16 protein-coding genes and 1 pseudogene are annotated in these 15,411 nt (G+C 35.8%); 3 read left to right on the top strand and 14 right to left on the bottom strand.

All coding sequences use genetic code 11. From position 1 onward, the window contains the following. Positions 1-219: 219 nt before the first annotated feature. Positions 220-927: a purine-nucleoside phosphorylase gene (gene deoD / locus GHT08_RS02200; protein WP_163579397.1), complete on the top strand. Its 708-nt coding sequence runs from the start codon at positions 220-222 to the stop codon at positions 925-927. A 198-nt stretch (positions 928-1,125) separates the two neighbouring features. Next, positions 1,126-1,599, top strand: coding sequence for a divergent PAP2 family protein (locus GHT08_RS02195; RefSeq protein WP_163579395.1), 474 nt, complete (start codon positions 1,126-1,128; stop codon positions 1,597-1,599). A 79-nt stretch (positions 1,600-1,678) separates the two neighbouring features. Here the strand turns inward: GHT08_RS02195 and GHT08_RS02190 are convergent, their stop codons facing one another. The 3 genes from GHT08_RS02190 to GHT08_RS02180 all read right to left on the bottom strand — a co-directional run bounded on the left by GHT08_RS02190 (position 1,679) and on the right by GHT08_RS02180 (position 4,364). After that, positions 1,679-2,362 (bottom strand): 3D domain-containing protein, encoded by a 684-nt coding sequence (locus tag GHT08_RS02190; RefSeq protein ID WP_163579393.1) that lies wholly within the window; start codon positions 2,360-2,362, stop codon positions 1,679-1,681. 68 nt (positions 2,363-2,430) lie between these two features. After that, positions 2,431-2,742, bottom strand: coding sequence for a YuiB family protein (locus GHT08_RS02185; RefSeq protein ID WP_163579391.1), 312 nt, complete (start codon positions 2,740-2,742; stop codon positions 2,431-2,433). A 407-nt stretch (positions 2,743-3,149) separates the two neighbouring features. Next, the gene (locus GHT08_RS02180; protein WP_163579389.1) at positions 3,150-4,364 is read right to left on the bottom strand and encodes an NAD(P)/FAD-dependent oxidoreductase; all 1,215 of its coding nucleotides are present in this window, start codon (positions 4,362-4,364) and stop codon (positions 3,150-3,152) included. 282 nt (positions 4,365-4,646) lie between these two features. On the opposite strand from GHT08_RS02180, the gene GHT08_RS02175 reads away from it, so the two are divergent. Next, positions 4,647-5,630, top strand: coding sequence for an NAD(P)/FAD-dependent oxidoreductase (locus tag GHT08_RS02175; protein WP_163579387.1), 984 nt, complete (start codon positions 4,647-4,649; stop codon positions 5,628-5,630). A gap of 142 nt (positions 5,631-5,772) precedes the next feature. Here GHT08_RS02175 and GHT08_RS02170 read toward each other — a convergent pair. From GHT08_RS02170 to GHT08_RS02120, 11 genes and pseudogenes are all read right to left on the bottom strand, one after another. Further along, a pseudogene (locus GHT08_RS02170) lies at positions 5,773-6,440 on the bottom strand (IS3 family transposase); the annotation flags it as partial. Positions 6,441-6,703: 263 nt separating this feature from the next. Further along, complete coding sequence (locus tag GHT08_RS02165) at positions 6,704-7,333, bottom strand: 4'-phosphopantetheinyl transferase family protein (RefSeq protein ID WP_163579385.1); 630 nt, start codon at positions 7,331-7,333, stop codon at positions 6,704-6,706. A 176-nt stretch (positions 7,334-7,509) separates the two neighbouring features. Further along, a complete protein-coding gene (locus GHT08_RS02160) occupies positions 7,510-9,747 on the bottom strand; it encodes an ABC transporter permease (protein WP_163579383.1) in 2,238 nt (745 codons plus the stop codon). Continuing rightward, a complete protein-coding gene (locus tag GHT08_RS02155; protein WP_163579381.1) occupies positions 9,747-10,445 on the bottom strand; it encodes an ABC transporter ATP-binding protein in 699 nt (232 codons plus the stop codon). Before GHT08_RS02155 ends, GHT08_RS02160 begins: the two co-directional genes overlap by 1 nt. Before the next feature lie 98 nt (positions 10,446-10,543). Further along, positions 10,544-11,269, bottom strand: a complete 726-nt coding sequence (locus tag GHT08_RS02150; RefSeq protein ID WP_163579378.1) for a hypothetical protein — start codon at positions 11,267-11,269, stop codon at positions 10,544-10,546. After that, positions 11,270-11,971, bottom strand: coding sequence for a fluoroquinolone export ABC transporter permease subunit (locus GHT08_RS02145; protein WP_163579376.1), 702 nt, complete (start codon positions 11,969-11,971; stop codon positions 11,270-11,272). 244 nt (positions 11,972-12,215) lie between these two features. Then, the gene (locus tag GHT08_RS02140; protein ID WP_163579374.1) at positions 12,216-12,761 is read right to left on the bottom strand and encodes a hypothetical protein; all 546 of its coding nucleotides are present in this window, start codon (positions 12,759-12,761) and stop codon (positions 12,216-12,218) included. 18 nt (positions 12,762-12,779) lie between these two features. Further along, a complete protein-coding gene (locus GHT08_RS02135) occupies positions 12,780-13,370 on the bottom strand; it encodes an NAD(P)/FAD-dependent oxidoreductase (protein ID WP_163579372.1) in 591 nt (196 codons plus the stop codon). Positions 13,371-13,391: 21 nt separating this feature from the next. Further along, the gene (locus GHT08_RS02130) at positions 13,392-13,610 is read right to left on the bottom strand and encodes a hypothetical protein (RefSeq protein ID WP_163579370.1); all 219 of its coding nucleotides are present in this window, start codon (positions 13,608-13,610) and stop codon (positions 13,392-13,394) included. A 211-nt stretch (positions 13,611-13,821) separates the two neighbouring features. Further along, entirely contained in the window at positions 13,822-14,418 is a 597-nt protein-coding gene (locus tag GHT08_RS02125; RefSeq protein WP_163579368.1) for a TetR/AcrR family transcriptional regulator, read from the bottom strand. A gap of 95 nt (positions 14,419-14,513) precedes the next feature. Next, positions 14,514-15,371, bottom strand: a complete 858-nt coding sequence (locus GHT08_RS02120; RefSeq protein ID WP_163579366.1) for an ABC transporter ATP-binding protein — start codon at positions 15,369-15,371, stop codon at positions 14,514-14,516. Between the last annotated feature and the right edge of the window lie 40 nt (positions 15,372-15,411).

Below are 15,411 nucleotides of genomic sequence, written 5' to 3'. Positions count from 1 at the left end.
ACTCGTTCATCTTCCGTGAGTCAACTAATTGCCCAAACTTGTGAAATGACTAACTAAAACTATTATATACGATAAAAGCAAATTAAGAAACTAAAAAAGAAAAATTTCCATAAACCATGAAAGGGATACCATTATATACCGGAAGGGTTCCATTTGTATTTCGATTTTTATTATGATATTTTCTAATTATAACATCTTGCCTGAAGGAGGGCTTATACATTGAGTGTACATATTGGAGCAAAAAAAGGTGACATTGCAGATACGATCTTACTTCCTGGAGATCCATTGCGTGCTAAATATATAGCAGAAAATTTCTTAGAGAACGTCACTTGTTATAATGAAGTTCGTGGGATGTACGGATATACTGGTACATATAAGGGAAAAGACATCTCTGTTCAAGGTACAGGAATGGGCGTACCGTCTATTTCAATCTATGTAAATGAATTAATTCAAAGTTATGATGTGCAAAATTTAATCCGTGTCGGCACATGCGGGGCCATTCAAAAAGATGTACAAGTAAGAGATGTTATACTAGCAAGTACATCTTCAACAGATTCGCAAATGAACAGAATGGTATTTGGTGGTATTGATTACGCACCAACCGCTGATTTTGATTTACTGAAAAAAGCATATGACACAGGTGTGGAAAAAGGGCTTCCCCTCAGAGTTGGGAATGTGTTCACGAGCGATAGTTTTTATCGTGATAATATGAAGGAATTATTGGAATTACTTGATCAATATAATGTGTTAGCTATTGAGATGGAAACAACTGCATTGTATACCTTGGCAGCTAAACACAATCGTAATGCCTTATCTGTACTGACCGTTTCTGACCATATTATCACCGGTGAAGAAACTACTGCAGAAGAGCGTCAAACAACATTTAACGAGATGATTGAAGTATCTTTGGATGCTGCAGTTAAATAAGAGCCAAAAAGATGAGAGCATCAGTTCGTTCTCATCTTTTTTAAATATTAAAAGCATGTTAATTGATGTGTAATCAATTCTAAAGACGTAAAAGCTATGCTATAATGGTAAAGAAATTGGTCAGTAGATACATATTATAAGTCGTATACTACTCATAAAATCATTATATCCACCTAAGAGACAGAGAGGATGTTCTAATTGGAGCTTTTCGAAAACTTTCCACTTTGGGCAGCCATTATTGCAATTACTTTTGCTCAAATCATTAAAGTTCCCCTACATTTTATCGCTACAAAAGAATTCAAACCTGGCCTAACATTTAGCACAGGTGGAATGCCGAGTAGTCATTCAGCTGCTGTTACAGCAGTTACCACCGGAATTGGTATTGAACACGGTGTATCATCCGGCCTTTTTGCGGTATCTTGTGTGTTGGCTATTATCATAATGTTTGATGCGACAGGCATTCGCAGACAAGCTGGAGAACAAGCCATTTTAATAAACACACTTGTAAAGGACTTCCACCATTTTGTCACCGAGGCAAAAGGATGGTCAAAAAAAGGGGAATATGAGAAACAAAAAGAATTAAAAGAACTACTCGGACATCAGCCAATTGAAGTTTTCTTCGGTGGATTAACAGGAGTCCTTTTAGCTTTCTTACTTTATCCGTTATTTTAAAATGCCTTTTTATACCTAACAAAAAACAGCCACAATGGCTGTTTTTTGTCGTGATACTATTAATCTTCATTTAATGAGCTTATTCTGCCTTATATTGATGTCTAAATACTTGTAATGATTCTGTATTATTCAACGATACCAAAACTTCTTCGGTCAATTCACCAGTTCCATATTCAATCACATATACATCAACTTCTTTTTTACCCCATTTTTCATATACATCATTCACTGTTGGGTAATATAAATCAATCTTGTTTCCTTTGATTGCACCACCTTTATCCGCTACAACACCATATCCATAATCAGGAATATACAATATCGTACCAATCGGATAGACATCTAAATCCGCAGCGATTGTAGAATATAAATCCCTAGTAACTTTAACTCCAGAATACGTTACACCATAAGCGGGATGATCTGGCGTTTTCCCAGTAGATTCCACACCAGCTGTATACCCAGTGGCTACGACATTGTTTTTCTCATATTGACTTAAATCCAACGTTTCTTCCAGAGTAGATGGCTCTGCTATTTCTTCACTTGAAATGTATGTGACGCGATTGTTACGATGTTTAACGTATTTCTTTTTGTCTAGAATTTCTCGATCATGCTGATAACCTATATCAAGTGAATCATTTGTTTCCTCTGTTAAGCTATTAAACATTTCTTGTGCTGATACATTAGATACCATAGTGAAACTAGACGTTAATGCCCCAAACAACAGAATAATCATCAATAGACTTTTGGAAATTTTCCATATAAACATAAAAAGATCACACCTCTCTTAGGTGTAATCTTTTCCACTAACAACAAGAAATATACATTTCGTACGTATTAGAACATTTGATAACCATTTTTTCTAAGAAACTTAATCACGATCCCAGCAACTATTGTACCGATAAAACCAGATGATAATATAATCGCATCTTGTACACTTAGGGTAATTAACTCATTCCACAGTGTTGGAAATGCATGACTTGGGTCAGTGATATATGTAGAAAAAGGAAAAGTATCAACAATAAAGATAACAATGATTGGAAAAACGAAGGCCATTAGCCATGTCTGACGTAAAATCATGTTAAGAATAAAGCTAATCCCAAAAAATAAAACAAAAAATAAAAGAACAGAGATAAAAAGTTGAATCATTTGTATACTCCTCTTCGTTCATATAAAGTGAGTCTATGATCAGCGGGGGATTAACCCACCGTGACCAAAATTAATAACTCTTCTTATTTTATACTGCCATGTGAACTTGTGCAATAAAGTTCATCTATTTGTAATAAATAAAGCATTTAGGACTGGATAGACATTTGTTCCGTTATTTGTGACAAAAAAGCCATTTTTAGGGTGTCGGCGGACATCTATTCCGCTATTCGGCAAAAATAATGCTAATTTTCACCGCAACGAACCGAATAAGGGATTAAATGTCCGCTAACACATAAAACCGGGTGATATTGCGTTAAATAACGTACTAAATGTCCGTTAAAGCTCATAGTTACATAAGCTTGCATGTAAAAAGCAGAGGACCTTATCCTCTGCTTTGATTTGTGATATTAAAAGATGTTAAATTTACCTTTTTTCAACACTAATCCTACACCACCGATTTTGAATAGTGCACGGTTATCGATTACTTTCTTCATGAAAGAAGCAGTCCAACCGAAGATCTTCTTGCCACCGAAGATAGATCCCATTGCATCTTTATCACCAAGTGAACATACTGTTCCTCGATTAATAAATTCAAATGGTTCTAACTCGCCACCTTTTACAAGGGCAATTAAATTGTGTGCACAGACTTCTGCTTGTTGCATAGCAATTTGAGCAGTTGGTGGGTATGGACGATCAATTTCTTTGTTCCATACTAATGCACAATCGCCAACGACGAAGACATCTTCATGTGATGGCGCACGTAATTCAGGTGTTACTTCTACTTTACCACGATTGTCTTCTAATGCAGATTCTTCGACTAGGTGGTTTGCACGAACTCCAGCTGCCCAGACAGTTGTCATGGTTGGAATATCTTCTTTTTCGCCATTTTGCTCGATCGTAATTCCATCTGCACGAACCTCTTTCAACATAGCACCTAGTTTAAACTCGACACCACGGGCTTCAAGAGAGTTCATGGCATATTCAATTAATTCCGGATCAAAGCCAGGCATAATCGTGTCCATTCCTTCTACAACCATGAGACGAACCTTACTACGATCAATATCATATTCTTCACATAGTTCAGGAATACGGTTTGCTAATTCCCCAACAAACTCAATTCCAGTGAAACCGCCACCGCCGACAACAATGTTTAAACGTTCTTGCTTAGTTTCAGCTTCATTATTATACGTTGCAAATTGGTAATCAATATGTTCACGAATCTGACGCGCTTTATTAATGCTTCCAATCGTAAAGGCATTATCCAATAAACCTGGAATTCCAAATGTAGCAGCTTCAAAACCTAAAGCAACTACTAGATAGTCATACTCTAATACGTCATCTTGCAATTCTACTTTCTTCTCATCGGGCTTAATTGCTGTTACCGTATCTTGTACAAAATTAACCTTTGCTGAGTTAATTAGGTCAGAAATTTTCACACGACTGCGGTCATGATGTAATGTCCCTGCTGCAGCTTCATGTAACCAAGTTGACTCATAGTGATAATCATGCTTGTTTACAAGCGTAATGTGTGCGTCATTAACACCTAACTTTTTTTGTAACTTTGCTACTGTCGTTAACCCGCCATAGCCAGCTCCCAAAATGACAATTTTTGGTCTGTTCATCTTTCTCACATCCATTTAAGTATTTTTTTTGTAACTATTCGTGATGTATTTCACGTACTATCACGTAATAATACATATGTCTTAATAATTAGTCCATAGTATATGTTAGCCCTTTTTACGACATTTTTCAACCCTTGATTTTAATTTTGTGAATTTTTTAACCTCTTTTTTTGAATTTGGCAGAATTCACAAATATTCAATCACCATCTTGTAAAAATGACACGATAGTTACTGTTATGTTAAAATATAAGGCATTGATGTAAGTATTAGGGGGAATCTAATATGTCAAAGGAAGTTTATGATATAACCATTATTGGAGCAGGACCTGTTGGATTGTTTACAGCTTTTTATGGTGGCTTACGACAATCTTCTGTAAAAATCATCGAGAGTTTACCACAAATCGGTGGACAGCTGAGTGCATTATATCCAGAAAAATATATCTATGATATAGCCGGCTTTCCCAAGGTTCGTGCGCAAGAACTCGTCGATAACTTAAAAGAACAAACAGATTTATTTGAACCGGAAATTGTCTTAAATCAATCTGTTGAGAAAGTCGAGCGTTTAGAGGATGAAACGTTCCGGATTACCACACCGACAGAAGAGCATCTATCTAAAGTAATCATTATTACAGGTGGAAATGGTGCTTTTCAACCAAGAAAATTATCGATAAATAATGCAGAGCATTTTGAAGATAAAAACCTCCACTATTTCGTGGATAATATGGATAAATTCCGTGACCAACGTGTTGTATTATTCGGTGGAGGCGATTCAGCTGTTGATTGGGCGCTTATGCTAGAACCCATTGCAAAAGAAGTGACATTAGTACACAGAAGAGATTCATTCCGTGCACATGAGGCAAGCGTGGAGAATTTAATGAATTCTAATGTGAATATTTTAACACCGTATGTTCCAGAAAGTCTGATCGGACAAGATAAGATTGATCAAATCCGATTAAAAGAAGTGAAAGGTGACAAGGAAGTCGTACTTGATGTAGACCATGTACTAGTGAATTATGGCTTTATTTCATCGTTAGGACCAATTAAAAATTGGGGATTAGAAATTGACAAGAACAGCATTGTAGTCAATTCGAAAATGGAAACAAATGTTCCAGGTATCTATGCTGCGGGTGATATTTGTACGTATCCGGGTAAAGTTAATTTGATTGCTGCCGGATTTGGAGAAGGACCAACAGCAGTTAACAATGCTAAAGCATATATGGATCCAAAGGCGAGAATTCAGCCGAAACATTCAACCAGTATGTTTTAGTAGTAAAAACATCCTTGCATTTACATGCGGAGTATAATAATACAATATGTTGATTAAAAGTGTATCATTTATAGTATCACGAAAAAGCACCTACTTCAATTTGGACTGACCTAGTAATATGAGACAAGAAAAAGCACCTAGGCGCCTTTGCCCTGAATTGAACAGGAGAAAGGCAGTTTAATTTTGAAAATGGTCGTATATAGTTGTAATAATACATGTACCATTCCACTTTTTCTAGTACAATGGAATTTGTAAGACGCATCTTTTGATGTGTGTAGAATTCTTCCGACTTTATGGTGGAGTGGAAGGATTCAATGACGGCATTATCAAAGCAATTGCCTTTCCGGGACATGCTTGTGATAATGCCTTTTTCTTCAGCTAATTCTTGAAAAGCGTAGGATGTGTATTGAGCCCCTTGATCACTATGAAGAATGAATCCCTTTGTTTCACGCCCATTACAAGCTGCTTTCAGTGTTTCTAGTACTAATTCTTCTTCTTGGTTAGGACTCACTCGATAAGCGATAATTTCGTTGTTATACAAATCCATAATGGTTGATAAATACATCATCGATTCTCCAAAAGGCAAGTAAGTAATATCAGTAACCCACTTTTGATTTAGTCTATCTGCCTTGAAATTTTGTTTTAATAAATTAGGAACGATGCATTTACTTTCACCAGCGATGTTCGATTTTCTCTTTGGTTTTACCCGACATTGGATTTTATATTTTGCATGATCCTTTGTACAGTAAGTCTGTTCACAGAAATGTTGTGTTCCTGTTTAAGTAACTTATTAATCCATTTTTCACTAATAAATTAATCCACTATTTATGATACGGTTCACCGTGGTTATTTAAGAGGCAAAAAACAGCATTGGATATTAATTAATCTATTATCTCCATCTCTAACTTTGGACCCCGGTGGTCGGGGGCGAAATAGCTTAATAAATACTTAGTTTACAAGTCTTTTTGTATTTGGTTTGTGTAAAGATGTACTAAAAGTTCCCTGTTTCCGTTATACTGTCTAGAAATTCATCTGCTTCAAAGATTTTGATATTGAAACTTTGGTAATCGCATCTAGATAAACAGACTGCTGCAGCGCCTTGAATCAAGATGAATCGTATGAAAGTAGCAGGAATCTTCATGATTATTACTAAATAATAATTCCTGATGCTTATTGTATAAAAAACGAAAGGAGTCCAATTCGGTACTAAGGCCAGTTCCTTTCCATTTTATGTAGCTTTCCTTTAATGACCATAATTTAAAGAAATGCTTCTTTCTTTCTACTGCAGGCATTGTGTTAAGCTGGGCAACTTCTTGTGCATCAAAAAATCGTCTAGCTAGATCCATCTCTTTTACTGGGTGGACAACTTCTACATCCACTCCGACAGGTTCTGAGTCCATAGCAAATAAAATCCAATCACCTGAATGGGACCAATTAAATGCCAAAGGTACTTCTAGGTTAACATAAGGTTTACCGTGAGAACCTCGATGAAATTCCAAAGATCTAAATGAAATACCTGCTTGATCGGATATGCACTTTCTTGCTACAAGTTCACTAATCAAGGCGCGAATACGGTCCACATCAAATTTAAAGTAAGCTATTCTTTCATTTCTTTCATCTGATATCATATAAGCCCACTTCCTATAGTTTTCCATCTTCATATCAGCATGAATTCGAACTGCCACAAGTAGTATAGAGCTCAATGAGTATCACCTACCATTTTTATTTGTTTGCTATATTAATAGAAACAATTATCCATCTATATTTTAGTTGAAATATTTCTCTATTATAAATTCGGTTAATAATGGTTTGCATTTGAACCTTACAATGTAATAAAGAAATGAACCCTACTACGATTAGAAGGGCCCATTACATCCATTTACTCAACACGATTCTTTAAAATTTCTGCCATCGATATATTCATGATTCGTTTTCTAGCTAACCAATTCGATAATGTGTACGTGATATAAATGATAACAAATCCAATAAGGATGTTAATTTTATTCAGGTGTGCTGGTAAAGTCATTTTTAAATCTTTTGCTATACTTTGAAACATGATATCCACCGATAATATAATAAGAGGAACTGCTATGATAAATCCTATAATTACAAGAATAGAATTACTGCTTAACACCAGCGAAAAAATCTTCTTTTTAGGATAGCCAAGCACTTTTAATAAAGCTATATTCATCTTGTTTTCCTCAATCATCATCGACGTAATCATGAAAATAATGATTAACCCTAAAATAAAGGCAACAACCGATACACCACCAACCATATATTTGACTGGCTTAGTTGCTTCTTCAAAAGCGGCCATTACCTCATCATTAGTCTTCGAAAATAACAGGTTGTCTTGTTCAACATCGACTTTTTTATTAGACATTACCCCTGTATAACTATCTTCTGGATACCCATTCATCTGATTAAATTCATCAAGTGGTAAAAACAAATAGTCACCTGCATAAGTATCAGCAACTGCATCAATCTCAAGCGTAAGTACTTTGGCATTTAATTGATTCTCAACCTCGATGGAGTCTCCAACAGATATATCCAAGTTATTTGATAAAGACTGGGTAACAATCACCTGATCTTTGTCTAATTGATTGTTTTCTTTATCAGTAAGACTAATTAGTTTAGCGTCTTCCTGAATTCCGTAAATGCTTAATTCAAATGAACCATCACCATTTGTTTGCTCACTTTTAAAAGCAGAAATCGATAACTTCTCTCCCTGTCCCAGCTTACCATATTGCATGTCATTATAGATATAATAATAATCGTAGTTAAAGGTTTCTTTGAGAGAATGGTTAAAAAAATGATCAATGGAATCCTTTGTTGTAAAACCCATTAATAACAACATCGAGGCAAAGGTTATTCCTAAAATCATCATAATACTGCGTGGTATACTGCGTAACATATCACGAATTCGGAACTTGGTGTCAAATGAAAAACGATTTAAATGCAAACGACGCTCAATCCAACTAATTTTTGTTTTCACTTGTTTTCCACGCATTAATTCTTGTGGAGTTAGCTTAAGAGCTCTCCTAATTACAAAAAAGGTAACTGTAACTAACAACAGTGCTGGTAATAACAAACTGATGACGACATGTTTTAAATCAAATGAATCTACCTCTAGGTTTGGTAGAATATACTGAAATGTAAAGGACATCATCAGTGGCTTTGCCAGATATTGACCAACAAATGTGCCTATTATACTTCCTACAAGCGAAACAAAAACAGGATACATCAAGTAATGTCTATAAATTTCTTGTTTCTTATAACCGAGACCGAACAGCGTTCCTACTTGCACATATTCCCCTTTCAACAGGCGGGATAAAACTGCCGCGATTAGCATACAAGTCAAAATCAAAATAATAATAGGAACTACTTCACCAATTTCTGACAATGCATTAATGTCGCCATTAATAAAAGTAATTCGTGGGTTATCACTTCGACTAATCCACTGACTCACATAATTACTTTCTGACAATTGCTCTTTAAATAAATCACTGTTATCTTGGTTAAATTTTGCGCTGTAATAATTATAACCTTTCTCCATCGCCTGTAACTCATCTTTACTGATAATTGCTACACCGAAACTACTAGAATTTGATGCCATATCCTCTTCAGTTTTTAGTGGGTAAATATAGTCTGGCATAGCTACCAAACCACTAATAGTGAAGTCTTCTCCATTTAAAGTGATTTTGTCCCCAACATCTAATTCATGGCTATTAGCAAAATGCGGATCAACGACTAACTCCCGTTGTTCCGTTAAAGCTTCTCCTTCGATAACCGAGTACCGATTTAATTTCTCTGTATCACTCAGAACACGTAGAGTCACGCCATCACTATATTCATAATCCCAACTATAACGTTCTTCTAAAATCAAATCATATTCCTTTTCCAAGGACTCTATGTCTTCTATTGGTTCCTGAGTGATGAAGTATGCGTCTTCTAATACACTTTCATCGATATACTCATCAAGTCCTGTTTGTAGATTAGGAACTGTCATGTTAAAGGCAGTATATAACGCACAACTAATAATGACTAAAATAATTGATCCTAAATAACGTGATTTATTGTCCATCATCGTCCGCAGGATTTTACGGTTTAATTTCATTACCATTCAATCCTTTCAGGTGGTACCAAGGTGTCATTTACTAAATCTTCAATAATTTTTCCACTGCGCATCTTCAGTACACGATGTCCCATCTCAGCAATGGCGGTGTTGTGGGTAATAATTAAGATTGTTGTATTGTATTTCTTATTTACATCAATGAGCAATCTTAATATCTCTTTAGATGTTGTATAGTCTAAAGCACCAGTAGGTTCATCACAGAGTAATAGTTTTGGATTTTTTACCAATGCTCTGGCAATGGAAATACGCTGCTGTTGTCCTCCACTTAACTCTGTTGGAAAGCGATGTTCGAATTCCTTCATTCCTACCGCTTCCAAAATCTCATCGATATCAAGAGGATGTTTGCTAATGGTCGTGGTTAATTCCACATTTTCACGTGCAGTTAAGTTGGGTACGAGATTATAAAACTGAAAAATAAAACCTACCGCATCCCGGCGATATTGCGTTAGTTGTTTCTCTTTGAGGTCATTTAACTTCCAACCTGCTACACGAATAGACCCACTATCAGCTAAATCAATGCCACCGATAATGTTAAGTAAAGTAGATTTCCCCGAACCTGATGGACCTAATATAACACCTATTTGTCCCTGCTCCATAGAAAGATCCACAGTTTTTAAAGCCTGAAAAGTTGTTTCACCGGACTGGTACGTTTTATTAATATCTTCCATCTGTAAAAACATCTTTGACCTCCTAGGATAAAACTTAAAAATCCATGACCGAATTATTTTTTTGGTCATACAAAGTATAAATGGTTTCTTACTAATAAGCAATGTTTTTCTTAAAAAACGGTACGTTGAAACCTTACTAACATTAACTTGATATAGATAAAATGAATCATGATTCCACCAATAACAAACATGGCATATAGTAGTGTGGAATTAAAACTATGGAAAAAGGCACTCGACACCCAGAAGGTTGGTACCATATATCCAAACCATACCCATTTTGATGACACAAAGTAAACAATAAACGGTATTGTTAAAATAACACCCGCTCCTTTAGAAATCGCGAGTCCCTCTACCTTATTGGAAGCGAACACTGCCATTGCTAAAGTGATTAGTGGAGCTTCTAAAGCTGTAACAACAGCTACAGGAAGTAATTTGATTACATCAAGTTCTATAAACCCAATAAACGCCCACATAAAAATAGTGAGTAGGAAGCTAAGCACAAATGGCATCGCCAATCGGTAATAGAGATAACCCTGTTTAGTTATCGGCGTTACTGCATAATAGACTAATAAATTTTCATCTTTTTCATCCAGTATGATTAAACCTATTAAAATACCAACTAGGAAAGGAACGAGCAACATAATAAATCCCATGATTAGCTCTTTAAACGCTAGGAGATTAAAACTAAAATGTGAATGTAACAATTTATCTACAATTGGTAAGCCAAAACGAAATAAAAAGGTAAGTAGAATAGGGCCGAGAATAATGAATAATAACATTGGATCACGGCGAATATTTTTCAAATCATTCAACGACAACATGATGATTTTCTTCATTCAACGACCTCCTATTCTTAAGATAATCCGTCTGTAAAATGAACGGTGTGCAAGCAAATAGGCCAATACAATCCAGACTGACAATGTACCAATTGCATAGAACATTGCCAGCGGATTTATTTCCTCAAATCCAGCTTCAAGCAAAACTAGACTCGCTTTACCTGGGATGAGGTTAAACAAAGGATGGGCATAAATATCAAGGTATTCTAGCACTGGTAGGTAAAATACTGAGACTATTAAAGGTGCTTTCAAAAGATATTCATTTATGCTGTTAGAATAAACGGCTGCCGTTAATCCTAGTAAAGTAAAGAATATCGATGTCAAGATTACTCCTAGTAATAATGTGAACAGATGCAATTGACCTTCCCAGGTAGTCAGTACGATGATTAGTGTGATAATCACAGCTAAGAAAGTTAGCGAGATCACCTTGGAAAAGATATATTCATAAATTCGAACCGGTGTGACAAAAAGATTTTCTAACGTGTTTTGATCAATTTCTAATAATATAATGCCACCGATAATAAAATAACCAACTGCAGAAGGGTCACTAAATATTATTAATACCTCCATATCATTCCGCAGTTCAGTTGGCAGGTTGGATAACAATGCATAGTAAAGTATGAGAATTGCAATATAAGCGTAGTAAAATCCATAACGAAATTGTGATAATACATCGTATTTAATTGTATAGAATAGTCTCATGAACCAACTTCCTCTCCTTCTACACCCGGATAAAGCTTGTCACTCTTATAAATTTAACTTCTTACTTTGTGCTTCGCATTACTCTTAAAAAACAGTGTCTTCTTTAACTTATTATAGTTAGTACTCCATGCACCATACGTATACGCCCACATAAACTGGCATAATAAAATAGGAACAATTACTCTAAAAGGAAAATGAGATGTATCATTTGGCTTTGGAAGAAAGAATTTAGCATGCTTAATCTCTATTTCTTTCCCTGTGATATCAACCAACTTTTTTTCCCAGCGAAAGGCATCTTAAATAGTTTAGGAAGAGGAGACCATAATAATTTCATTCTAGGTGTATGTACGCCGTTACTAACACGCCAACGTGCACGTTCACTCATTTTCCTTTGCAAATAACCTTGAATTTTACGTCCAGTCTCAGGCTTAACTATATTCATAGAAATAGCTTTAGAATGATAGAGATTCTTACGCAGTTTACTACGTAATTTCATGTGTAATTTATTATCATTGGCAGGATTACATTTCGTTTCTGAAAGCAATCGCGTAATATACCATCTTTCGTTCAACCATGAAGATAAAACTGTATTATCTAGTAAATGAGATAAGATAAAGAAACGATTATCTGCTATTGCAGATGTATATTTCTCTTTAATGATATTGCGTATGACGAGCCAGTCTTCTTTCAAATTGTGATTCATCCTATCTATATATTCTGTATCCAATTCATTCTTCTTCACATCTTCATATACGATATTACTAATATGAAACGATGTCACCAGTGACATGGAAATCCCTTGACTATATTATGCATCAACGTTCGTCGCTGCATCCCCTACAATCCCATAACGCTTTTCACTTACAAACGTATCGGTTGTATACTGGACATCTTTGTACATCCGAAATTCAAGCATATGCTCTTCTTTAAGAAACCTTGTTAATAATGGATATCGTTTAATAATATCCCAATACTGCTCCTTAGGTGTTTTTCCCTGCGGTGGTTTCTGCTGATCAAAAGTGACACCAACACTAATACGTCCGCCTTCCAAACGAATTATCCAAATCCAATATCCATCTCCCCAAAGGTGACAAGTATGCTGTTCTCGTCTACTCTCCGCACCACTGTGATGGGTGTACTTCCACACATCACCAAATACGTCATCCGATACATTTTCAAATTGAGCCCAAATTGCAGTTGTTTGGAAGTCATCACCAAATCCTGTTGCATGATTAAATTTCTTGGCCAACATACGTCGCCGTCCTGCACAATCAATAACCCACTTACTTCTTGTGATACCAGTCTCCTTCGTCTCTCGACAGACCCACTCGATATCGTGGAGACGGTCGCCATCGTAAATGGTGACATCTTGTACTAACGCAGAATCGAGTATCGTCACATTATCGTATCTACGAAGTTTCTAAAGTTGGAACGCTTCTGCCTCCGGTGGTACCAATTGCTTTTCATGGAAGGTTGCTCGATATTGCAAGGTATCCGGCATGTGGTTAAACCAATCCTCCTGGTAAGACAGGGCCCACTCTGTTTTATCTTCAAATGATTCTTCGCCTTCCAACCCGTGGGTAAACCATATTCCTAACTTAGGATGTGACTTAATAGCAAACTCATCCAACTCCCCCATTGTCCTCAAGAATGCATTACTATGACTTAATAACGACTCACCAACCTTATAGCTCTTTTTGTTATGGTTTAAGTTATCGATTACTTTATATTTTGTTTAGCGTACATTAATGCATTACATAGACCGATAATCCCAGCACCCATTATGACAACATCAGCAGTTTCAGCAGCTTTCTTGACCTCCATCTTCATCTAAAACTCTCCCTTTTCATTTATTCTTTTATAAGATATGACGAAACCATGTCAACTAAAAGCTCAATCACTTCATCGTAAGAATCTTCATCAAAGCCGTCCTTGTTCATATTCACAAAGAAAATCATCTTAAATACCCCTGATACGGCTTTGGATTCATAATCTTCAAAAATCCCTCGTCGTTTCTGTTCTTCAACAAACTGTAAGAAAAAGTCATTTTCATCTCCAAAATGTTCCTTGAGCTTCTCTTCTGGCAGTTTTCGAATCAGATAATTCATTTCTCCTTTTTGAAATTGATCTAAGATAGGATTTTCCTCCATCATTACAATTGCTTTCTTAAGGAAATGCTTTAAACTTTCTTTTGGATTAATGCCTGGTTGAAAGGCATCTTCGAGTAAACGTTCACGAAATTCAGACTCAAAATGCTCAAGTATGTCAAAAAACAATTCTTCTTTGGAATTATAGAATGAATAGAATGCCCCTTTTGATATACCTACCGCTTTGGTTAATTCTTCAACACTTGTTTTTTTTATGCCGAATTGACCGAATAACTCTTTACCTTTTTCAAATAATTCTTTTTGAATAATTTCTCGTTCTCTACTTGAAAATCCCTTCACGTTTTGGACAACCTCCTGCATAAATATATGACTAAATAATTTTCCCATACATATAAAGCATAATACTTACAGATCCCTCCTTTCAAATTAGTAGGCTATTTATCCAAATATTGTCCTGTTACTTTTATAAAAATGTCTTCTAATGTTGCTTCCTGTGTATGCATGCGTTCAATCTGTTCTGACTTTAATAGTTCAAGAAAACGTTGGTTTTTCCCAATCCCCTTTAAAATAAAATCCTCTGCTTCGGTCCTATTATTTTTTATATATTCCAAACGCAGCTGTTTTTTACCATATTGAAGCTTTAGGTAGCGGGGTGTATCAATTAAGGCAACCTGTCCGTCTACAATAAATGCCACGCGATTACAGATTTCATCTGCTACATTCATATTGTGTGTTGTTATCAAAATGGTTTTGCCTTCCCGTTGTTTCTCCAAAATTATTTCCTTAACCAATCGTGCATTGGTCGGATCCAATCCTGAGGTTGGTTCATCCAGAAAGATAAGGTCAGCGTCGTTTAGAAATGCTCGACAGAAATTAAGCCGCATTTTCATCCCTTTGGAGAATTTGGATACCTTTGTATTCCGATGTTCCCCGAGTCCGACCGATTCAAGTAACTGGATCGGATCGTTGGTCTTCCCACTATAGAGAGAGCGAAAAAAAGACAGATTCTCCATTGCTGAAAACTTTGTGTAAAGATTTGGAAGTTCAAAGGATACCCCTATGTTTTCATAGTAATTAGAATTGATTTGGTTTATATTTTCTCCCATAACACGGACTTGTCCCTGATATCCCTTTAGGATGCCAATAATTATTTTCTGAATCGTACTCTTTCCAGCTCCAGAAGGGCCGAGAAATCCAAAAATTTCACCCTTTTCAACATTAAAATTCACTTCTTTTATAGTCGGCTTAGTTTTTCCAGGGTAGGTATAATCTAAATTTTTGACTTCAATCATGGACAATATCTCCTTTTTGGATTACTTCATTCTCCCATGA

Source organism: Gracilibacillus saliphilus, from assembly GCF_010994085.1.
Taxonomy (GTDB): Bacteria; Bacillota; Bacilli; order Bacillales; family Amphibacillaceae; genus Gracilibacillus; species Gracilibacillus lacisalsi.
This window is presented reverse-complemented; position numbering and strand designations above follow the sequence as displayed.